General features: G+C 64.9%; 20 protein-coding genes. 6 read left to right on the forward strand and 14 right to left on the reverse strand.

The window, feature by feature from the left end; genetic code table 11:
* Positions 1-154: 154 nt before the first annotated feature.
* Entirely contained in the window at positions 155-652 is a 498-nt protein-coding gene (locus OKW45_RS22915) for a hypothetical protein (RefSeq protein ID WP_429473410.1), read from the reverse strand.
* Here OKW45_RS22915 and OKW45_RS22920 point away from each other — a divergent pair.
* Positions 561-2,120: a mannose-1-phosphate guanylyltransferase/mannose-6-phosphate isomerase gene (locus OKW45_RS22920; protein WP_429471322.1), complete on the forward strand. Its 1,560-nt coding sequence runs from the start codon at positions 561-563 to the stop codon at positions 2,118-2,120. The two genes, OKW45_RS22915 and OKW45_RS22920, sit on opposite strands and share 92 nt — an antisense overlap.
* Before the next feature lie 69 nt (positions 2,121-2,189).
* Here the strand turns inward: OKW45_RS22920 and OKW45_RS22925 are convergent, their stop codons facing one another.
* Both OKW45_RS22925 and OKW45_RS22930 read right to left on the reverse strand, forming a co-directional pair.
* Complete coding sequence (locus tag OKW45_RS22925) at positions 2,190-3,386, reverse strand: DUF6566 family protein (protein WP_429471324.1); 1,197 nt, start codon at positions 3,384-3,386, stop codon at positions 2,190-2,192.
* Between the two features lie 578 nt (positions 3,387-3,964).
* Positions 3,965-4,264, reverse strand: a complete 300-nt coding sequence (locus OKW45_RS22930; protein ID WP_018418036.1) for a YciI-like protein — start codon at positions 4,262-4,264, stop codon at positions 3,965-3,967.
* A 450-nt stretch (positions 4,265-4,714) separates the two neighbouring features.
* Here OKW45_RS22930 and OKW45_RS22935 point away from each other — a divergent pair, with 450 nt between their 5' ends.
* The 3 genes from OKW45_RS22935 (at position 4,715) to OKW45_RS22945 (ending at position 6,660) form a co-directional block, all read left to right on the forward strand.
* Positions 4,715-5,014, forward strand: a complete 300-nt coding sequence (locus tag OKW45_RS22935; protein ID WP_018418037.1) for a PsiF family protein — start codon at positions 4,715-4,717, stop codon at positions 5,012-5,014.
* Between the two features lie 221 nt (positions 5,015-5,235).
* Positions 5,236-5,685 (forward strand): hypothetical protein, encoded by a 450-nt coding sequence (locus OKW45_RS22940; RefSeq protein WP_429471326.1) that lies wholly within the window; start codon positions 5,236-5,238, stop codon positions 5,683-5,685.
* A 387-nt stretch (positions 5,686-6,072) separates the two neighbouring features.
* Positions 6,073-6,660 (forward strand): BPSL1445 family SYLF domain-containing lipoprotein, encoded by a 588-nt coding sequence (locus tag OKW45_RS22945; protein WP_026225387.1) that lies wholly within the window; start codon positions 6,073-6,075, stop codon positions 6,658-6,660.
* Between the two features lie 208 nt (positions 6,661-6,868).
* Here the strand turns inward: OKW45_RS22945 and OKW45_RS22950 are convergent, their stop codons facing one another.
* From OKW45_RS22950 to mltG, 10 genes are all read right to left on the reverse strand, one after another.
* A complete protein-coding gene (locus OKW45_RS22950; protein WP_018418041.1) occupies positions 6,869-7,936 on the reverse strand; it encodes a glycosyltransferase family 4 protein in 1,068 nt (355 codons plus the stop codon).
* 257 nt (positions 7,937-8,193) lie between these two features.
* Complete coding sequence (otsA, locus tag OKW45_RS22955) at positions 8,194-9,606, reverse strand: alpha,alpha-trehalose-phosphate synthase (UDP-forming) (protein ID WP_018418042.1); 1,413 nt, start codon at positions 9,604-9,606, stop codon at positions 8,194-8,196.
* A 159-nt stretch (positions 9,607-9,765) separates the two neighbouring features.
* The gene (locus tag OKW45_RS22960; RefSeq protein WP_429471327.1) at positions 9,766-10,989 is read right to left on the reverse strand and encodes a mechanosensitive ion channel family protein; all 1,224 of its coding nucleotides are present in this window, start codon (positions 10,987-10,989) and stop codon (positions 9,766-9,768) included.
* Between the two features lie 119 nt (positions 10,990-11,108).
* Positions 11,109-11,465, reverse strand: a complete 357-nt coding sequence (locus OKW45_RS22965) for a Rap1a/Tai family immunity protein (RefSeq protein WP_018418044.1) — start codon at positions 11,463-11,465, stop codon at positions 11,109-11,111.
* A 219-nt stretch (positions 11,466-11,684) separates the two neighbouring features.
* On the reverse strand, positions 11,685-12,416 hold the full coding sequence (locus tag OKW45_RS22970) for an ankyrin repeat domain-containing protein (protein WP_429471329.1): 732 nt from the start codon (positions 12,414-12,416) through the stop codon (positions 11,685-11,687).
* A 52-nt stretch (positions 12,417-12,468) separates the two neighbouring features.
* Positions 12,469-13,260, reverse strand: coding sequence for a TatD family hydrolase (locus OKW45_RS22975; RefSeq protein ID WP_018418047.1), 792 nt, complete (start codon positions 13,258-13,260; stop codon positions 12,469-12,471).
* A gap of 93 nt (positions 13,261-13,353) precedes the next feature.
* On the reverse strand, positions 13,354-13,869 hold the full coding sequence (locus OKW45_RS22980; RefSeq protein ID WP_429471331.1) for a GNAT family N-acetyltransferase: 516 nt from the start codon (positions 13,867-13,869) through the stop codon (positions 13,354-13,356).
* A gap of 49 nt (positions 13,870-13,918) precedes the next feature.
* Positions 13,919-14,953 (reverse strand): DNA polymerase III subunit delta', encoded by a 1,035-nt coding sequence (locus tag OKW45_RS22985; RefSeq protein WP_429471333.1) that lies wholly within the window; start codon positions 14,951-14,953, stop codon positions 13,919-13,921.
* Between the two features lie 96 nt (positions 14,954-15,049).
* A complete protein-coding gene (tmk, locus tag OKW45_RS22990) occupies positions 15,050-15,670 on the reverse strand; it encodes a dTMP kinase (protein ID WP_429471335.1) in 621 nt (206 codons plus the stop codon).
* Positions 15,670-16,680 carry an endolytic transglycosylase MltG gene (gene mltG, locus OKW45_RS22995; RefSeq protein WP_429471337.1) on the reverse strand — a complete coding sequence of 337 codons (1,011 nt, stop codon included), beginning with the start codon at positions 16,678-16,680 and terminating at the stop codon, positions 15,670-15,672. Before mltG ends, tmk begins: the two co-directional genes overlap by 1 nt.
* 78 nt (positions 16,681-16,758) lie before the next feature.
* Here mltG and ygfZ point away from each other — a divergent pair, with 78 nt between their 5' ends.
* Positions 16,759-17,826: a CAF17-like 4Fe-4S cluster assembly/insertion protein YgfZ gene (gene ygfZ, locus OKW45_RS23000; RefSeq protein ID WP_429471339.1), complete on the forward strand. Its 1,068-nt coding sequence runs from the start codon at positions 16,759-16,761 to the stop codon at positions 17,824-17,826.
* 145 nt (positions 17,827-17,971) lie between these two features.
* Positions 17,972-18,838, forward strand: a complete 867-nt coding sequence (locus OKW45_RS23005) for an NRDE family protein (protein ID WP_018418053.1) — start codon at positions 17,972-17,974, stop codon at positions 18,836-18,838.
* 65 nt (positions 18,839-18,903) lie between these two features.
* Here OKW45_RS23005 and OKW45_RS23010 read toward each other — a convergent pair whose 3' ends face one another.
* A complete protein-coding gene (locus OKW45_RS23010; protein WP_429471342.1) occupies positions 18,904-19,863 on the reverse strand; it encodes an alpha/beta hydrolase in 960 nt (319 codons plus the stop codon).
* Between the last annotated feature and the right edge of the window lie 19 nt (positions 19,864-19,882).

A 19,882-nucleotide genomic window follows, 5' to 3' on the forward strand; every position in this document is an offset into this window, starting at 1 on the left:
TTGAAATGGGTGTTGCATGCGGGTTTCATCGTTGCGCTTTTTTATTTCCGATCTGCCTGGCGGCGCGATTGGACTGAATGAGCCTGAATGGCCAAACCGCAAAATCCGAATGCGAATGAGTGAATACCCTTGTTCATACCTCAATAAAGCGGTATTAAAATTCCAACGACAAGACCGCAAAAAATCTCAAATTGTATCGGTCAAAATTTCGGCATTTTTTATGCATTTTGTGCGGCAATTGTTGCCGTAATTCGGCCCACAGAAGGTTTCGGGCAGCCCATTCGGACGCTTTCACATAGAAGCTTTCGCTTTGCCAACAGTCATGGCGGGAAGCTCGGGCCCCACTCGCGCTGTCATTCTTGCGCATAATTAAGCGAAAAAAATGCTTGCTGATTTTTTTCAGGTAATTTTTATTTTTAATAAATCGGCGAGACATTTTTTGTTGAATTTCGAATAAACGCGACGCGCCTATTATCGGAATTGTATTTAACGCGCTTTTATTGATTCGCGACTTCGTGATAAAACTCGACGCATTCATCCAGCCTCGAGGAGAGTTCACCATGACAGCTCCGGCCCCGGTCACGCCTGCCGGCACCCGGCTCACCCCCGCCCAATCGCCCATGCCCTCAACCGCAACCAGCGTCCAGCTCAAGGTTCATCCCGTGATTCTCGCGGGCGGCTCGGGCACCCGGCTGTGGCCGATGTCGCGCGAGCAGCATCCGAAGCAGCTGATCGGCCTGCTCGGCGAAGAGTCGCTGCTGCAATCGACGACCCGCCGTCTCGATGGGCTCGAAACCGGTTATCCGCTTGCCGGCCAGCTCGTGGTCGTCGCCAACGAAGAACAGCGCTTCACGACGGCCGAACAACTGCGCACGAGCGCCAGGCCGAGCCGGCTGATACTCGAACCCGTGGGCCGTGACACCGCGCCCGCGTTGACGGTGGCCGCGTTGTCCGTCGCCGCGCAGGACGAAGACGGCATCATGGTCGTGATGCCCGCCGATCACGCGGTCACCGACAGCGCAGGATTTCACGCGGCGGTCGCCGCGGGCGTTCAGCATGCGGCCGCTGGCCATATCGTCACCATGGGAATCGTGCCGACGCGTGCCGAAACCGGCTACGGCTATATCCGCATCGGCGCGCCGCTCGGTTCTGACGATGTGCAGACCGCAGCAGCGGCTCGCCCCGTCGCGCATCGCCTCGACCGTTTCGTCGAAAAGCCGCATCTGGAACTCGCGCAGCGCTATGTCGAATCACGCGAATACTGGTGGAACAGCGGTATTTTCATCGTGCGCGCATCGACGTGGCTCAAAGCGATCCGCCATTTTCAGCCGGCCATTTACGAAGCATGCGAATCGGCCTTCGCGGGCAGCACGGCGGACGGTGACTTCTTCCGGCTGCAACGCGATGCGTTCAGCGGCTCGCCGTCGAATTCGATCGACTACGCGGTGATGGAAAAGCTCGGCGCCGATCAGAGCATCGCGTCGGGCGTGGTCGTGCCGCTTACGGCCGGCTGGTCCGACGTCGGTTCGTGGGACGCGATCTGGGACATCAGCGAGAAGGACCCCGATCGGAACGTGAGCCGCGGCCGCGTGATGTTCGAAGGCGCGAACTCCACCTTCGCGCATTCGGAAGGACGACTGATTGCCTGCGTCGGCACGCAGGATCTCGTCGTCGTCGAGACCGCCGATGCGATTCTGGTCGCCGACAAGTCACGCGTGCAGGACGTCAAGAAGATCGTCAACCGGATTCGCGAGGATGGCGGGCTCGAAGCGGCCAATCATCGCAAGGTGCATCGGCCGTGGGGCAACTACGATTCCGTCGACACCGGCGAGCGCTTCCAGGTCAAGCGGATCGTCGTGAAGCCGGGCGCGCGGTTGTCGCTGCAGATGCATCATCATCGCGCGGAGCACTGGATCGTCGTGCGCGGCACCGCGCTCGTCACGCGCGGCGACGAACGCTTTATCGTGTCCGAAAACGAGTCGGCCTATATTCCGCTCGGCGTTACGCATCGCCTCGAAAACCCGGGCAAGATGCCGCTCGAAATGATCGAGGTGCAGTCGGGTTCGTACCTCGGCGAAGACGATATCGTGCGCTTCGACGATACGTACGGAAGGCAATGAGGCGCGAGCGGTCGCAATGACGAAGCGGGAACCTGCGGCGGCGCAAAGCAGCCGCGGGGACCGGCGGGCTCATCCCACGTATGAGATGAGTTCTTTGTAGGTTGCGGAAAAGCGCTCCGCGGTGCCGCTGTCGGTCGTCACCGTGGGCGTACTTGCCCCGCTCGCGGTCGCGGTCGCGGTGTCCGACGGATAGCGGCGCAGCGGCCCGCGCAATGCATTCAGTGATGGCTTCAGCGGCCCGTGCAACGGCGCGCCGTGGTTGCCCGGGTGATTCGCGATGCCATTGACCGACGCCGGTTCCGGCGCATGACGCAGGCCTGGCAACGAACGGTCCGCAGACCGCTGCGCAAGGTTCGCCGACGCGGGCGCGGCCGTTGCGTGGACCATCATCGTGGCCGCCGCGTCGGTCGCGCATTCGCGATCGATCCACTGACGCGCCCAGTCGAGCGCGAACTGCTGTGCGTGCTGCGCATCCGCGAAGCGCGGGCCGACGAGGCCGGAGCGCTCGACGCGCTTGCCGTCCCTGATGATCTCCGCCCACCCGCGATACATCGCATTCGGCACTTCCTCGACCACCACGTAGATCAGATAACCGCGCGAATCGGCGACTTGCATGCCGCGCGGGGCGAGGCCCATCGTCAGCGACGAGATCGGGTCGTCGGCCGCGATGGGCTCGACCGTGCCGGATGCGGCCGGTTCGACGCGCATCTCCGCCGCCGTCGCGGACGTCGCCACTGCGGACGTCGCGAACGCCGATGTTGCCACCACGCTCGCCGGCGCAAGCCCCGACAATTGCCGCGTGATGTCGCCGATCGGATCGGCCGTACGCCATTGGCTCAGCGCGCTCCCGACGCCGGGCGCCTGCCACGAGTCGGGACTCTTCCAAGACACGCCGCGCAGATTATTGTCTTCGCGCGGGCTCGGGGTTTGCGCAACCGGTGCCGCGGGTCTGGCCGTAACGGGCGGCGCCGGTTGGGGAATGTACGCGAACGTGCGCCCGCTTTGCGACAGCAGGCGGACCATCTCCAGCAGTGTGCCGTTCAGTTGCCACTCTTCGAAGCGGCGGCGGCAGGTGGGACCCGACGGATAGCGGCCCGGCAGCTTCGACCACGGCTCGCCGGTGGTCAAGATCCACAGCACCGCATTCGTCACGATGCGCGGTTCGGCGCGCGGCCGGCCGCGCCGGTTCAGACGGACGGCCGGCTCGTCGGAGACGAGCGGCGCAAGCAGCGCCCATTCGTCGTTGTTTAGCTCATCGAAAAACATTGGATTTTCTCCACGCGGCCTGGCCTGGCCGCGGCGTTGGGCCTGCCACGGATTCTCAGCGTTCACGACCCGTGTGCGACCCTCGGTTGCACAAATTTGTTTGGTCCGTTCGGCTCGCTGGAGCAGCCCGCCCACACGTGGTGCGGCTCTTCCCTATTACGAAGCACAAAACGCGGTCTCACTCGTGCATGGGAAAATTTGTGCACGAAGCATACCATTCCAATCTTTGCATGAGTACAGTTGAGACAAGTGTTACGGATAGAAACAATCTTGTCCGTTTCGCTGCGTCGATTCTCGTATTGCCGTAACAGAAGATGCTGCTTATCCGGCATCTGATCTGTCTATTGCAAAGCACAATACCGCATGATCGATCAGAATGGGCTTTAGAAATGTAATTGCCGATCCAGCATGCATTTTTATGCGCTTTGATGGTTGATGTGAACATCGGTTTCGAGCGTCGGCGAAGGACTGTGACGCGCCCGCGCGGTGACATGGAGGCAACGGGAGGCGCGCACGCGGCCGCCGCGCATGCGCGGAGTTCGAGGCGTAACAGAAGCGACGCGGTCGCTTCGAAGCCGTTATGGGCGCACTGGTTTCGATGCGTGCTCGCCGACGACCGTGGTCCATTCGCGCACGCGCCAACGCGTGACCAGTCCGGAGAGCACGTACGGATCGGCTGTGGCAAAGGCCTCCGCGACCGCAGGCGACGCGCCGGTGAAGAGCAGCACCGCGCCGTCCGTGGGTTCCGCGAGCGCGCCGGCCAGCAGCAGTTCGCCGCGCTCGGCGGCAGCCCATGCGAGTTTCAGATGCGCGTCGCGGTGCTCGCCGCGCCGCTCCAGATAGTCGGGTACCAACTCGTACATCAACAGGTAATGCATGGTAAGTCTCCTCGCGAGGTTGAGGGTTGGCAGGGAGCGGCATGCACCGGAGCGCAGTTGATGATAACGGCAACCACCGAATTTCATGCCTATTTTCTATTCAGTTGCATTCGCAGCAATATGAAAATTCTCATTACCTCTTAACCATAGATCAAAATAGCGGAAACCGGAATTTCGTTTCAATAAGCTTGAAATAATCGCCCCGGGAAATCTGCATTGCATGACAAAATTCGCGCTCTCGTTCATTCGATTGTTTCAAACGCCGCAGCGCCGGTTGCGCCTCGCTGCTCAGGGAAAACGAGCGCGGACCGCTGTCAACCGGAATGCATTTTGAGCCGTTCTGGCAGAGACGGCATTTGCCATAATGGATGCGCCGATGGGCCCATGGATGCCGTCGTCGCCCGCGCGCATGAACGACCAGAAACGTTTTCACCACCGATGGAGTGTCCCATGAAGATCCAATCCGCTATCGCTACGCTGGTGTTGGGCGCGGTACTCGTATCACCGGCGTTTGCGCAGAACAGCCAGCAGACCAAGATGGCCGACTGCAACAAGCAGGCCGGCGACAAGAAAGGCGACGCGCGCAAGGCGTTCATGCAAACCTGTCTTTCCGCGAAGCCGGCCGCCGCCGCGCCGATGAGCCAGCAGGACAAGATGAAGGTGTGCAACAAGCAGGCGGCCGACAAGAAGGGCGACGACCGCAAGGCCTTCATGAAGACCTGCCTGTCCTCCTCAGCGCCGGCCAACTGAGCGGCAGGCGTAGCCGTCCCCCACGCCGGCGCCCTCCGATCGACGCGGCGCCGGCGCATCGTTGCGCCCACGCGGCGCTCCGATCGAGTCCCCCCGCCGCAACGCGCCGTTTTCTTCTATGATGGCTGCGGAGACGGCCCACCCCTACTCATATAGAACCAATCAACTACGCGGGCCGCCATCTTGTCGTTGGTGCTACTGAGCATCGATCGGAGGCAAGGATGGTATCGAAGCACAAAAACCGCTGGTTAAGGCGGTGGTTGCTGGTCATCATATTCTGGGCCGTGCCTGTGGCGATCGTCGCGGTCAACGAGATCCGAGAGGAAATGTCGTACAACGCGGTCGATCTCGACCGCGCGCTGACCACCTGGAATTTCACCGCCGCGCAGCGCGCCGCCGGGGCGCCCGCGCATTGCCATGGCAAGCCCGACGAGGCCAAGGCGGCCGGCTGCCCGGCCAACGTGCTGGCCGCCAACGCGCCGCGCCAGCAGGACGCGATCAACGAATACGGCGTGCGCCGCTCGACGCTATTCGCCTATCTGTGGCACGCGTTCGTCGGCTATTGGATCGTGCCGGCGGCTATCCTGTTCGCGATCGGCGCGATCATCGGCATGGTGCGCCGCGCGCTGCGGCGCCCGCCCGCGGTCAAGAGTCCGGCGAATCACGGGTGAGAGGCGGCCGCGCCGCTTGCACTTCGCCGCAATTTGCTGCGCCGACACAACACTCTCATTGCCATGCCGATGGGCCGCCGCGCGACGGGAAAATCGGTAAAAAACGGCGCATCGTGCGGCCGCGCCGGAGCGTCTCCACAATCGCCGCGGCTCGGGCGCTGTTCCGCGTCGCCCCTCGGATCGTCGCTCGACGCGTGCTCCGAAGTCGCGCGCAAGTCCGGTCAAATTTACTGTGAAGATCTCTTGCGATCAGGCCCAAACCCTTGTCCCATAAGGCTTTTCGCGTTGTCACGCAACGCGCCTTTTGCACCAGCCTGTGTTATAACTCAAAGGCAACCAGGCGACACCACCACGGTTGCGCCCCGGGATCCATGACGGAGAAAAACGATGCAAAGACGACACTTCATGTTGAAGACGACCGCTGCGCTTGCTTTCGGAGGCCTTGCACTCGCCGGCTGCACGACGACGGGCAACACGCCGGACAATGCTCATGTCGACGCCTCGAAACGACAGTCGATCGACGCCAGCGTCGATGGCACGCTGTCCAAGCTATTCACGACCGTGCCGGGCTCGCGCGAGCTGGTGTCGAAGGCGCGCGGCGTGCTGGTGTTCCCGTCGGTGCTGCAGGCGGGCTTGATCGTCGGCGGCCAGTATGGCGAAGGCGCATTGCGGGTGGGCGGCGCGACGGTCGGCTATTACAGCACCGCGTCGGGCTCGTTCGGCCTGCAGGCGGGCGCGCAGTCGAAGGCGATCATCTTCCTGTTCATGACGCAGGATTCGCTCGACAAATTCCGCAACGCGAACGGCTGGTCGGCCGGCGTCGATGCATCGGTCGCGCTCGTGAAGATCGGCGCGAATGGCGCCGTCGACACGACCACGGCCACCGCGCCGGTGCAGGTTTTCGTGTTGACGAACGCGGGCCTGATGGGCGACGTCTCGCTGCAAGGCACGAAGGTCACGCGGCTGAAGATCTGAGCGCGCTCATCGGCACGCTTCACTGATCACTTGCGCGCGCATCGCGGCGGAGGCCGCGCGGTGGACCCTGTGCGGGTCGTCGCGCGGTCTTTTTGTTATGTATGCCGATGCCGACGCTCGGGAACGGAAAAACTCGCGCGCAAAAAAAGACGGCGCCGCGCATCGCGCACCGCCGTCCTTCGCTTCGACACGTCCCAACGATCCCGCGTCAACGGCCCGACGAATCGACCACTTTGAACCTCGAGCGCTTCTGTGCGCGAATCACCAACTGATAGGCCTCCACATACTCACGCGCCATCCGGTGCGACGTGAAGCGCTCCTCGAAACGCCGCCGCACGCCCGCGCGCGACACCTTGTCCAGCCGGTTCACGGCCGCCACCGCGCCGATCTCGTCCTCGACGATGAACCCGGTCACGCCCTCTTCGAGCACTTCGGGCACCGAGCCGCGGTTGAACGCGATCACCGGCGTGCCGCAAGCCATCGCCTCGATCATCACGAGACCGAACGGCTCCGGCCAGTCGATCGGAAACAGCAGCGCATGCGCACCCGACAGAAACTCGGCCTTCTGATGATCGGCAATCTCGCCGATGTACTCGACGTACGGCAAGTCGAGCAACGGCCGGATATCGCGCTCGAAGTACTCGCGATCGGCCGCATCGACCTTGGCGGCGATACGGATCGGCATGCCGCAGCGGCCCGCGATGCGGATCGCCGTATCGACGCGCTTTTCCGGCGAAATCCGGCCGAGAAACGCGAGGTACTTCTGCTCGACCGGTTGCGGCGTATAGAGCTGCGCCGGCAGGCCGTGATAGACCGTGGTGAGCCAGCGCGCCTGCGGCAGCGGATGACGCTGCGCGTTCGAAATGGAGATCACGGGCGCGGTGTTGAACGTGTCGAACACCGGCTGCTGCTCGGGGAGATCGAGCCGGCCGTGCATCGTCGTGACGAACGGCGTGTCCTGCCGCTTGAATACCGAGAACGAGTAGTAGTCGAGGTGGAAATGCAGCACGTCGAACTCTTCGGCCTGGCGGCGCACGAGTTCCATCAACAGCATATGCGGCGCGATGCGGTCGCGAATGCCCGGATCGAGCCGCAGCGCGCGCGGCCACACCGCTTCGAGCTTCGCGCTCGTGACGGAGTCGCCGCTTGCGAACAGCGTCACGTCGTGGCCCTGCTCGACCAGCGCTTCGGTGATGTACGACACGACGCGCTCCGTGCCGCCGTAGAGCTTCGGCGGCACCGATTCGGTCAGCGGGGCGATCTGCGCAATCTTCATATTGTGTCTCCGTGAGCCGGCGGCTGGCGCGCAATCGCGATGCCGTCGGCGACGCCGAGTATGACAGCGCCATGACGTCGGAACAATGCGCGCGGTCCCTAAGCGTCGCATGCATCGTCGCTACGGGGAATTATTCCCTGGCCTCTGTCGAAAAGCCGCAGGTCTTGCAATTGCTCGGTGCTGTTACAAGCGGCTTACATCCGGTGACACGCGGCCGCGCGCCGGCTTGCGCGGGCTTTGGGGCCGTCGCCGCCCCGTCATTTGTGGCCGCCGCCCTCGCCCGACCCGCGCACGGGCACGCTGCGCAAATCCCTGAGGAAGCTGTCGCGCCACACCCCGAGATCGTTCTCACGCAGCGCGGCCATGTTGATTTCATGACGCCGCTGGCGAGCGTCGAGCGGCATTTGCAGCGCGCGTTGCAAGGCCTCGCACATGCCGATCGCATCGTGCGGATTGACGAGCAGCGCGCCAGAGAGCTCGGCGGCCGCGCCCGCGAAAATCGACAGCACGAGCACGCCGGGATCGTCGGGATTCTGCGCGGCCACGTACTCCTTCGCGACGAGGTTCATGCCGTCGTGCAGCGGCGTGACGAAGCCGATCTGCGACTCCCGAAACAGCGACATCAGCTTCCAGCGGTCGTACTGCTGGTTCAGATAGCGGATCGGCGTGTAGTCGAGCCCCGAGTAGCGGCCGTTGATGCGCCCGGCCTCGTATTCGAGATCCTGGCGGATCTTCTGATAGGTCGCGACGTCCGAGCGCGTAGGCGGCGCGATCTGCACGAGCGTGACGTTGCCGCGCCATTCGGGCGAGCGTTCGAGCAGCAACTCGAACGCGCGAAAGCGCTCGACGAGTCCCTTCGAATAATCGAGCCGGTCGACGCTCATGATCAGCTTGCGCCCCTCGAGGCTTTGCTTCAGCTCGAGCACGTGCTGGCGGCTTTCGTAGCGCTTGGCCTGCTCGGCGATTTCGTCGGGGAACACGCCGATCCGGTAGACGCCGGTGCGCAGCTTGCGCCCGAACGCCTCGACGATGCCGTCCGCGCTCACCGTGCCGCGCGCGTGACGCGTCACGTAGTCGTGGAATGCCTGCTGGTCGGTGGCGGTCTGGAAGCCGAGCAGGTCGTAGCACGACAGCGACTTCACGAGTTCCTCGTGCGGCGGAATGTTGAGCAGGATCTGCGGCGCGGGAAAAGGAATATGCAGGAAGAAACCGATGCGGTTCGTCACGCCCTCGCTGCGCAGCGCCTCGGCAAACGGGATCAGATGGTAGTCGTGAATCCAGATGATGTCGTCGGGTTCGAGCAGCTTGACCAGCTTGTGAGCGAGCCACGCGTTGACGCGCCGGTAGCCCGCGTACTCCTCGCGCTCGTAGCGCGCGAGGTCGTTGCGGTAGTGGAATACCGGCCACAGCGTCGCGTTCGAGAAGCCGCGGTAGTACTGGTCGTAGTCCTTGCGCGTGAGGCCGACGGTTGCGAAGGTCACCGCGCCGTCCTGCTGGAGCATCGGCCCTGCGTTGGCGACCGTTTCGCTGACTACGTCGCCGCTCCAGCCGAACCAGACGCCGCCTGCATCCTTCAGCGCGCCGAATACGCCGACCGCGAGTCCACCCGCCGATCCCTTGGTCTCCGTCGGCGTCGCGACCCGATTCGACACGACGATCAATCGGCCCATAGTGCATGTCCTCCGTCATTCTTGCGATGCGATGCGATGCGCCGCGACGCCTGAGCAGTCGTGGCGCGCCCGTGAACAGCAATCGGCGTGCCCGCGCATCGCCGGGCTTGCCGAGGACGGTCGCCGTTCGCCACGCGCGACGCGGTCCGCAACGTCCGGCTAAGCCTGCTCCTTAGCCTTCTGCGCGACCTCGCCCGCGCCAGTGCGGTCGATGCGGCTCGCCACCGGATCGGCTTCGGTATGCGCGGCGGTGCTGCCGGCTGGCGCCTGGCGGCTGCGCGGCAGCCAGGCGCTCGGGCCAGCGCCACCGGTCTCCAGCTCCGCCGACACCTCGGCACGCGCCCGCGGCAGGTATTCCGGGTAATGCCGATGAACGAAATCGAGCAGCCCTTCGCGCACACGGCAGCGCAGATCCCACGCAAGGCCGGAATCGGGCGCGCTGACGAGCGCGCGCAACTGCATCGCGCGCTCGGTGCAGTCCGTCACCTGCAGTACCTGCACGCGGCGGTCCCACTCGGGCGCGTTCTCGACGATGCGGGCGAGTTCCTCGCGCAGCGGCGCGAGCGGCATCCGGTAATCGACAAACAGGAACACGGTGCCGATGATCTGCGAGCTGCTTCGCGTCCAGTTCGAGAACGGATTTTCGATAAACCATTGGAGCGGCACGATCAGACGGCGCTGGTCCCACAACCGCACCGACACGTAAGTGCCGGTGATCTCCTCGATGCGCCCCCACTCGTTCTGGATCACGACGACGTCGTCGAGGCGGATCGGTTGCGACAGCGCGATCTGCAAACCGGCGATCAGGTTGCCGAGCACCGGCCGCGCCGCGATACCGGCGACCAGACCGGCGACACCGGCCGACGCCAGCAGGCTCGCGCCGATCTGCCGCACGTTGGGCAAGGTCATCAGCGCACCGCCGACACCGATGATCACGATCACGATCATCACCGAGCGCGCGAGCACGCGCGCCTGCGTATGGATGCGGCGCGCCTGCAGGTTATCGGAGGAATCGAGCGGATGGGCGCGGATGATCGCTTCGCCGATCGCCGCGGCCGAGCGCACCGACAGCCACGTCAGCGCGGCGATCAGCGCGATGCCGGTGATGTCGCGCACCGGTTCGATGAAATTGAGGGTGTCGGGCGCCTCGGACCAGACCCACGCGAACACGAGGATCACGAGGGCGAACAGCGACGGCTTGTCGATGTAGCGCAGCACGACGCTCGTCAGCGCGTGCGGCCGCGCGAGACGCTTCACGACGCGCGCGCCGAAGCGGTGAATGCCGATCGCCGCGATCCCCACGATGGCCGTCACGATCAGCGTGCCGAGCCACGTATGCAGCGGCGCGGCCGCCACGCGGTAGAAGTCGTCGATAGTAGGCATAACGGGCATCTTCCTCCGGGCTCGATGAGCGGCGGCGCGCCGGCGCGACTACTGACATCCGGGGCGCACGACGGCGCCTGGGTGTTACAACGGGTTCTTCGATGCCCCGCGGTTATCGATCAGCCGTCGCTCTTGCAGGGAAACGCCTTGCCGAGACCCAGCGAAATCGCCGTGCTTGCGTTGTAGCCCGCGGCGTTCGGGTTCTCGGCGATGTACTTGCGCACCGCGTCGGTCAACTGCGCCGAGCGCGCATCCGGCGGCAGGCAGAAGTACTGGCCGACGCGCGGACCGGTGGTGCCACCGATCGCGTCGATCGTGTTGAAGATGCCGTCGGCCGCGCCTTCGATGTAGGCCGCGCAGGCGCTGCGCGAAGCCACGTCCGTCTTGGTGCACAGCTTGTTGAGGTCGCCTCCCGTAAACGCGGCTGCCGAAAGCGGCAAGGCAAGCGCGCCGGCGAAAATCAAAGCCCGCAGCATGGTGTTCCTTTCCAGGGTTGTTTATTCACGCGGTCTTTCTGCCGCGTCCGGACGGCGCGCTACGCGGCGCGCCAAAGTCGTCATTCTGCACTGTTTTACGCGGCGGCAGCAGGCCGGCTGCCGCGCGGCTCGGCCAAAACGGATGCAGCTGCAAAGCGGCGCGGCATGGCGAGGCGCCTGACGCCTCGCGGGCGCACCGCGCCGCCTGCCGACAAAACGTCATTGCTTCTGCTGCTGCGTCTGCTGCATGCGCGCCGTGAGCCCTTCGACGACGTCCGGCTCCTTATAGGTCTTGGCGAAATCGAGCGCGGTCATACCGATCTGGTTTTTCACCGACAGGTCCGCGCCGTTGTCGAGCAGCAGCTTGACGGTGGAAACGTGGCCGCCGCGCGCGGCCATCATCAGCGGCGTGGTGCCGTTCGGCGAGCCCGCGTCGACGTAGGCCGAGTGGTCGAGCAGCACCTTGACGATGTCGTCGTGGCCGTTCGCGGCCGCGTAGTGCAGCGGCGCCCAGCCCTTCTTGTTGACCTCGGCGTCCTTCGCGATCAGCAGATTGACGAAGTTCAGGTCGCCGACCAGCGACGCCATCATCAGCGCGTTTTCGCCGGCCTTGTCCTGAATCTCGATATCGGTCTTCGGATTCGCGAGCAACGCGGCCGCGACCTTGTCGGATTTCTCGCGCGCGGCGATCACGAGCAGCGGGATGCCCTGATTGTCGACGCTGTTCGGGTCCATGCCCTTCGCGAGCAGCTTGTTGACGCCGTCGACGTCGTCGAACTTGACCGACTTGATCAGCGAGTCGATCGGCGCCGCATGCGCGGGCACCGCGACGAGCGCCGCGCACGCGAGCGCGGCGGCGCACGCGAGACGGCGCGCCGGCGCGAGAGCCCGGGCGGTCGACCCGGCGGACAACGGTTGGAAATCAGCGGACGACGTCGAAATTTTTTTCATATGGTACTTTAGGAAATCTTCCTATCCCTTTGATGTTACTCTGTTTTCTAGCTCAGACTCCGTCCGGCGCGGCGAGTCCGAACAGTCTGAAGAAGTTTTGCGTAGTGGCGGCGGCCAGCGCCTCGTCCGGCATCTCGCGCTGCTGCGCGATGAAGCGTCCGACATAACTGACGTACGCAGGTTCATTCGGTTTGCCGCGATACGGCACCGGCGCGAGATACGGCGAGTCGGTTTCGATCAGCAGACGGTCGAGCGGCACGCGACGCGCGACGTCCTGCACATCGGTCGCGCTCTTGAACGTGACGATGCCCGACAGCGAAATGTAAAAATTCTGCGCGAGCGCCTGCTCGGCAATGGCCCACGGTTCGGTGAAGCAATGCATGACGCCGCCCGGCACACCGGCGCGCTCCTCGGCCATGATGCGCAACGTATCTTCCGACGACGAGCGGGTATGGATGATCAGCGGCTTGCTGGTCGCGTGCGCGGCGCGAATGTGCGTGCGAAAGCGCTCGCGCTGCCACTCCATGTCGGCAATCGAGCGGCCTTCGAGGCGGTAGTAATCGAGCCCGGTTTCGCCGATCGCGACGACCTTCGGGTGCCCGGCTAGCTCAACCAGTTCGGCTACGCTCGGCTCGCGCATGTGCTCGTGGTCCGGATGCACGCCGACCGACGCGTATACGTTGTCATAGCGGCTGGCGATGTCCAGCACCGACGGCAGCGTTTCAAGATCCACCGACACGCACAACGCGTGCGAGACCGAATGGCTGCGCATGTTTTCGAGCACTTGCGGCAGACGGTCCGCGAGTCCTTCGAAGTTGATGTGGCAGTGCGAATCGACAAACATGGTCAGGTCCTGCGAAAAAGGGGCTTGCGGCTGGGCGATGGCGTGGCCGGGGCCGCTTGGGACAGCTCAGGTAGCGCTGCTTGCGCAGCGTGCTCAACCGGCGTGCGCAAGACGCTTGCCAAGAATCACCAGATCGCGCTCGACGCCATCCAGCACCGCGACGCGCGGTAGCGTGCCCCATGCATCGAAGCCGAAGCCGCGGAACAGCCGCACGCTCGCTTCATTGTGACCGAACACGAAGCCGAGCACCGTATCGATGCCTAGACCCGGTGCCGCGTCGAGCGACGCCGCCAGCAGTCGCTTGCCGAGTCCCTGGCCGCGCGCGCTTTCGTCGATATAGATGCTGACTTCGGCGGTGCGCTGATAAGCCGGCCGGCCATAAAAATCGGAAAAGCTGAGCCACGCGATCACGCGGCCCGCCTGCTTCGGATCCTCGACCACCCACAGCGGCCGCTTCTGCGGGCCGTGCGCATGAAACCACCCATGCCGGCTCTCGACGCTGACCGGCTCGAGGTCCGCAGTGACCTGGCGCGACGGGATCGTCGAATTGTAGATGGCGACGATCGCGGGCAGATCGTCGAGCGTGGCGTCGCGGTAGAAGAGGCTCATGGCGGGTTGGCTTGAATGAAAAAAGACGGAAGGCTGTCCGGCTGCGGCCTCACGCAAACAGCGCGCGATAGCCGATGAACAGTTCCTCGAACACGAGCCGCGCGTTCAACGGATGGTTCTCGACCGCGCGCTGGCGCGTGACGGTGCGCAGAAAACGCGCGAATGCATTGGCGTCGGCCTGGGTGGCGCAGCGGGTGAGTGCGGCTGACGCCTGCGGGAAATAGCGCGGCGCGGCGCCGGTGCGCTGCGCGAGCAGATCGTACATCCAGCGCTGCAGCCAGCCGAGCACGAGCGGCACCGGCAGCTTCTGCAAGGCCTCGCCGCATGCGAATGCGTCGCACCCGGCGCCGGCCGCGAGCTGCTTGAGCGTCCAGTCGCGCAGCGGACGGTTTTCGTCGCTGGCGAGCGCGAGCGCTGCGAGCGGCGCGCCACCCGCTTCGGCGAGCAGCGCGCGGGCGTCGTCGACGCCTTGCGCGGCCAGCCACTGCGCGCCGGTGTCCGGCGCGGGCACGCTCATCGGCCACTGACGGCAGCGGCTGATGATGGTCGGCAGCAAACGGTCGACGCGCGCCGACACCATCAGGAACACGACGCCCGCGGGCGGCTCTTCCAGCGTCTTCAGCAACGCGTTGGCGGCCGCGACGTTGAGCGCCTCGGCCGGATACAGCACGACGACGCGCGCGCCGCCGCGATGCGAACCGACGCCGACGAAGTCGAGCAGACCGCGGATCTGTTCGATCTTGATTTCCTTGCTCGGCGTGCGGGTCTTCTTGCCTTCGTCGCCATCGGCTTTTTCGGCCTTGTCGTCGGCGCCGTTCGCGAGGCCGGCTTCGGCGGCGAGTGCCTCCGGCACGACGATGCGGTAGTCGGGATGATTGCCATGCGCGAACCAGTTGCAGGCCACGCACGCGCCGCACGGCTCCCCGTTCGGTTGCGGCGCCTCGCACAGCAGACCCTGCGCGAGGTGCTGCGCGAAACGCAGCTTGCCGATGCCCGCCTGGCCGTGCAGCAACAATGCGTGAGGCCAGTGGCCATGCAGCTGCTGCAGGCGATTCCAGTCATCGGCTTGCCACGGATAGATCATCGTTTGTCTTTTTTGAATCAATCGGTTGTTGGCGCTACTTCAGATGTCGAGTGAACTTCGCCCGAGATTATAAGAAGCGGTTATATCTATTTCGAATCATAGGGTTGTAATCAACTCCTCAAGCTGCTTCTGAATTCGAACGATGCTCAGCGAAGAGTCGATGATAGCGAATCGATATGGCGCTTCTTCGGCGCGGCGCATGTATTCGGCGCGCGTGCGCTCGAAAAACGCCGCCGACTCGCTCTCGAAACGATCCGGATTGCGCGCCGCGCTGCGCCGCTCGTTGGCGACGGCGGGCGGCAAATCGAACAGCACGGTCAAATCCGGCTGGAAACCGCCCTGCACCCAGCGCTCGAGCGTCTCCAGCTTGTCGCGCGGCAAGCCGCGGCCGCCGCCCTGGTAGGCGAAAGTGGCGTCGGTAAAACGGTCGGACAGCACCCAATCGCCGAGCGCGAGCGCCGGCTCGATCACCTCGGCCAGATGCTGACGGCGCAGCGCGAACATCAACAGCGCCTCGGTTTCGAGATCCATCTTCTGATGCAGCACGATATCGCGGATCTGTTCACCGAGCGGCGTGCCGCCCGGCTCGCGCGTCATCACGACCGAGCGGCCGCTCGGCGCGAGCTTCACCTCGAGCCGTTCGCGGAACCAGCCCAGATGGGTGGTCTTGCCCGCGCCGTCGATGCCTTCAAACGTAATGAATTTGCCGCGCGCCATCATTGCCCTCGAATGTATTTGTCCACGGCCTTGTTGTGTTCGCCGAGGGTGTCAGAAAAGATGCTGCTGCCGTCGCCGCGCGACACGAAGTACAGCGCGTTGCTTTGCGCCGGGTTCATCGCCGCCTGCAGCGACGCGACGCTCGGCAGCGAGATCGGCGTCGGCGGTAGGCCCATCCGCGTGTAGGTATTGTATGGAGTGTCGGTCTGCAGGTCTTTCTTCCTGATGTGGCCGGCGTAGCTGTCGCCCATTCCGTAGATCACGGTCGGGTCGGTCTGTAGCGGCATGCCGGCGCGCAGACGGTTGGCGAACACCGCGGCGACGAGCGCCCGGTCGGACGCCTTGCCGGTTTCCTTTTCGACGATCGACGCCATCGTCAGCGCGTCGTACGGGGACTTATACGGCAGGTTCGGCGCGCGCGAGAGCCACGCCTCGTCGAGACGCACGCGCATCAGACGGTACGCGCGGCGATAGATGTCGAGGTCGCTGGTGCCCTTGTCGAACAGGTAGGTATCCGGGAAAAACAGCCCTTCGCCGTTGCCGATCGACGCCTCGGGCGCGCCGATTGCGCTCATCAGATCGGCGTCGCTCATACCGAGCGTGTCGTGCTTCAGCGCGGGATTGGCGTCGAGCTCAGCGCGCATATGTTTGAAGGTCCAGCCTTCGATGATCGTCGCCACATATTCGTTGACGTCGCCGCGGGCGATTTTCTGCAGCACCTCGTAGGGCGTGATACCGCTCTTGAACTCGTAATTGCCGGACTTCAGCTCGCTTTGCAGCCCGAGCAAGCGCGTCATCGCGATGAACAACTCGGGCTCGACCGGCACGCCGCCGCGATTGAGCTGCAGCGCGACGCTGCGCAGGCTGCTGTGCGGCTTGACGGTGACGTCGAGTTGCGCCGGGGTCAATTCGAGCGGGCGGGTGGCCCAGTAGTATCCAGCGGCGATGGCCGCCGCGGCCAGCACAACGACGAGCGCGCCGGCGGCGAAACATTTCTTCAGAAGGGACATGCGAAACGTGACAGGGTTGGACTGAATATAATAACTGTTTGCCTTAGCCAAAGTCAGAATTGACTGTTCCCGGAATCCATGAACACACCGCTCGTGAACACCTCAGGTAACGCTTCCGGTCTCACTCCCGCCGCGGCGGCGCCCGCCGCCCTGCCCATCCTGCCGCGCCCGTCGGCCGAAGAATTCACCGCCGTGCTCGAGCATGGCGCGTACATGCCGCTGTCGCAGTTCGGCGTGATCGACACGACCGGCGACGACGCGGCGAGCTTCCTGCACGCCCAGTTGACCAACGACGTCCAGCATCTCGACGCCGCGAACGCGCGCCTCGCCGGCTACTGCTCGGCCAAGGGCCGGCTGCTCGCGTCGTTCCTCAGTTGGCGCAGCGGCGATACGATCCGCCTGCTGGTATCGAAAGACGTGCAGGCCGCGGTGCAAAAGCGGTTGTCGATGTTCGTGCTGCGCGCAAAGGCCAGGCTCGCCGACGCGAGCGGCGAGCTAGCGGTGGTCGGCCTCGCAGGCGACGTGCGCGGCGCGCTGTCCGGCGTGTTCGACGCGCTGCCCGACGGTGTGCACGTGCAGGTCGACGGCACAGCGGGCACGCTGATCCGCGTGCCCGATGCGTTGGCGCGCCTGCGCTATCTGTGGATCGGCCCGAAGGCGCAGATCGAAGCGCTGCTGCCGTCGCTCGACGGCAGGCTGAAGCGCGTGTCGCCGGCCGTGTGGGACTGGCTCGACATCCGCGCGGGCGAGCCGCGCATCACGCAGCCGGTCGTCGAGCAGTTCGTGCCGCAAATGGTCAACTTCGACGTGCTCGGCGCGGTCAATTTCCGCAAAGGCTGCTATCCGGGTCAGGAAGTGGTCGCGCGCAGCCAGTATCGCGGCACGATCAAGCGGCGCACGTCGCTAGCCAACGTCGCCGGCGAGCTGGACACGGTGCGGCCCGGCACCGAGCTGTTCCACTCGGACGATCCGGGCCAGCCGTGCGGGATGATCGTCAACGCGGCATCGGCGCAAGGCGGCGGCGTCGATCTGCTGGTCGAGACCAAGCTCACGGCGCTCGACAGCGGCAGCGTACATCTCGGCGCGGCCGACGGCCCCGCGCTGCGCTTCCTGACGCTGCCCTACGGTCTGCCGGCCGAAGTCTGATCGTTGGAGAGGGTAAAGAGCGGCGCAATCGGGCGCCGTTTTTTATTGACTGCTTTATTCTCGTCTGTTTTTTGTCGCTTTCGTTTGCCGCCTGCGTCGCTGCATCAGGCGGCCGCCCCATGCTCTGAACGGGAGATGCTCCCCGATGTGCCTGATCGTTTTCGACTGGCGACCTGATGCGCTCGACGGTCCGCTGTTCACGCTCGCCGCGAATCGCGACGAGTTCTTCCGCCGCACGGCCGAGCCGATCGGCTGGTGGCGCGACGCGCCGGAGGTGCTGGGGGGCCGCGACCTCGTGGGCGGCGGCACGTGGCTCGGCTTGTCGCGCGACGGCCGCTTCGCCGCGCTGACCAATTACCGCGCGCCGGGCGAAATGCGTGCCGATGCGCCGACCCGCGGCACACTCGTCAGCGACTGGCTCACGAGCGCCGCGCGCGACGCCGACGGCAATCCGCACGAGACGCCGCTCGCGTATCTGCGGCACGTCGCGCAAAAAGGCGACATCTACAACGGCTTCAATCTGCTGGTCGGCGACTGGACGCGTCGCGAGCTCGCGTGGTACTGCAATCGCGGCGCCGTCGACGCAAACAGCGGCCCCGCGCTGCTCGCGCCGGGCACGCACGGCATCTCGAACGCGGTGCTCGATACCGCGTGGCCGAAGCTGGTCAAAAAGCGTGGCGAGCTCGGCACGCTGCTCGCGCGCGATCCGATGCCGCCGCTCGAACGCCTGATCGATCTGATGCGCGATCCGCGGCTCGCGCGCGACGACGAATTGCCGTCGACCGGTATTCCGCTCGAACGCGAACGCGTGCTGTCGGCGGCGTTCATCGAATCGCCGGACTATGGCACGCGCAGCACCACCGCGTTGCGCGTCGCCGCCTATGGCGACGTGATCGGCGTCGCGGTCGCCGAGCGCAGCGACGACAACGGCTCGCACCGGATCGTGCGGCCCGGCGATTTCGAGCGCAGCTTCGCGTTCAATGTCGAGCGCGACCGGATGAGCGTGGCGTGATAGTTTGAGCACCGCCTGGCCGGCGCATTCGCCGCCGGCCGCTCATCGCTTCGCGATCACCGCCCTCACCCGATGCCGAATGCCGCGCGCAACGCCGCCGCGGCGTCCGCGTGCGCCTGCGCGACTTCGGGCACGAAGCCGCCCATCTTGAAGAACTCGTGGATCATGCCGGCGTAGCGTTTGAGCGTGACCGGATTGCCGAGCGCACGGAGTTTTTCCGCATACGCATCGCCCTCGTCGCTAAGCGGATCGTATTCGGCGGTCGCGATCCACGCAGGTGCGACGCCACGAAAATCCGGCGCACCGCGCTCGCCGTCGAGCGGCGCGAAACGCCAGTCGTCGCGATCGCCGCTATCTCGCACGTATTGCTCGAAGAACCACTGGATCGTGTCGCCCGACAGCAGGAAGCCGTCGGCGAGGCGCGAGTGCGAGTCGGTCTGCTGATGGCCGGTCGTGCCCGGATAAATCAGCAATTGCAGCGCGAGTGCGATGCCGGCGTCGCGCGCGAGCACCGCGCAAACCGTCGCGAGCGTGCCGCCCGCGCTATCGCCGCCCACCGCGAGCCGCGTGCCGTCGATACCGAATTCGGCCGCGTGCGTGTGCAGCCAGCTGAGGGCGTCGAAGGCATCGTCGACAGCGGTCGGAAACCTGTGCTCGGGCGCGAGCCGGTAATCGACCGACAGCACCGCGCACTGGCCGTCGCGCGCGAACATCCGGCACAGCGCATCGTGCGTATCGACGCTGCCGACCGTGAAGCCGCCGCCGTGGTAGTACACGAAGGCAGGCAGCGGCTCGGCCCAGCTCGGCTCGACCGGGAAGTAGAAGCGCGCGCGGATCGTCGCGCCGTCGCGCATCGGCACGCGCAGATCTTCGACGGAGTACATCGGCGCGCTCGCGATCTCGAGGATCGGCGCGCTTTTCTCGTACGACGCGCGCGCCGCTTGCGCGCTCATCTGGTGGTACTGCGGGCGTTTGGCCCGCGCGATCATGTCGAGCACCTGCTCGATCGTGGGATTCAGCGGCATGGTTTTGGCAACGTGGTGC

It is taken from the genome of Paraburkholderia lebeckiae, assembly GCF_050436225.1.
Taxonomy (GTDB): domain Bacteria; phylum Pseudomonadota; class Gammaproteobacteria; order Burkholderiales; family Burkholderiaceae; genus Paraburkholderia; species Paraburkholderia tuberum.

Coding starts and splice junctions, on each gene's coding strand:
- OKW45_RS22960 (WP_429471327.1), bottom strand. CDS start 10,989: ATGCCTACTATCGACGACTTCTACCGCGTGGCGGCCGCGCCGCTGCAT.
- mltG (WP_429471337.1), bottom strand. CDS start 16,680: ATGTCCCTTCTGAAGAAATGTTTCGCCGCCGGCGCGCTCGTCGTTGTG.
- OKW45_RS22975 (WP_018418047.1), bottom strand. CDS start 13,260: ATGTTTGTCGATTCGCACTGCCACATCAACTTCGAAGGACTCGCGGAC.
- OKW45_RS22940 (WP_429471326.1), top strand. CDS start 5,236: ATGGTATCGAAGCACAAAAACCGCTGGTTAAGGCGGTGGTTGCTGGTC.
- OKW45_RS22950 (WP_018418041.1), bottom strand. CDS start 7,936: ATGAAGATTGCGCAGATCGCCCCGCTGACCGAATCGGTGCCGCCGAAG.
- OKW45_RS22970 (WP_429471329.1), bottom strand. CDS start 12,416: ATGAAAAAAATTTCGACGTCGTCCGCTGATTTCCAACCGTTGTCCGCC.
- OKW45_RS22985 (WP_429471333.1), bottom strand. CDS start 14,953: ATGATCTATCCGTGGCAAGCCGATGACTGGAATCGCCTGCAGCAGCTG.
- tmk (WP_429471335.1), bottom strand. CDS start 15,670: ATGGCGCGCGGCAAATTCATTACGTTTGAAGGCATCGACGGCGCGGGC.
- OKW45_RS22965 (WP_018418044.1), bottom strand. CDS start 11,465: ATGCTGCGGGCTTTGATTTTCGCCGGCGCGCTTGCCTTGCCGCTTTCG.
- ygfZ (WP_429471339.1), top strand. CDS start 16,759: ATGAACACACCGCTCGTGAACACCTCAGGTAACGCTTCCGGTCTCACT.
- OKW45_RS23010 (WP_429471342.1), bottom strand. CDS start 19,863: ATGCCGCTGAATCCCACGATCGAGCAGGTGCTCGACATGATCGCGCGG.
- otsA (WP_018418042.1), bottom strand. CDS start 9,606: ATGGGCCGATTGATCGTCGTGTCGAATCGGGTCGCGACGCCGACGGAG.
- OKW45_RS22945 (WP_026225387.1), top strand. CDS start 6,073: ATGCAAAGACGACACTTCATGTTGAAGACGACCGCTGCGCTTGCTTTC.
- OKW45_RS22920 (WP_429471322.1), top strand. CDS start 561: ATGACAGCTCCGGCCCCGGTCACGCCTGCCGGCACCCGGCTCACCCCC.
- OKW45_RS22980 (WP_429471331.1), bottom strand. CDS start 13,869: ATGAGCCTCTTCTACCGCGACGCCACGCTCGACGATCTGCCCGCGATC.
- OKW45_RS22930 (WP_018418036.1), bottom strand. CDS start 4,264: ATGCATTACCTGTTGATGTACGAGTTGGTACCCGACTATCTGGAGCGG.
- OKW45_RS22925 (WP_429471324.1), bottom strand. CDS start 3,386: ATGTTTTTCGATGAGCTAAACAACGACGAATGGGCGCTGCTTGCGCCG.
- OKW45_RS22935 (WP_018418037.1), top strand. CDS start 4,715: ATGAAGATCCAATCCGCTATCGCTACGCTGGTGTTGGGCGCGGTACTC.
- OKW45_RS23005 (WP_018418053.1), top strand. CDS start 17,972: ATGTGCCTGATCGTTTTCGACTGGCGACCTGATGCGCTCGACGGTCCG.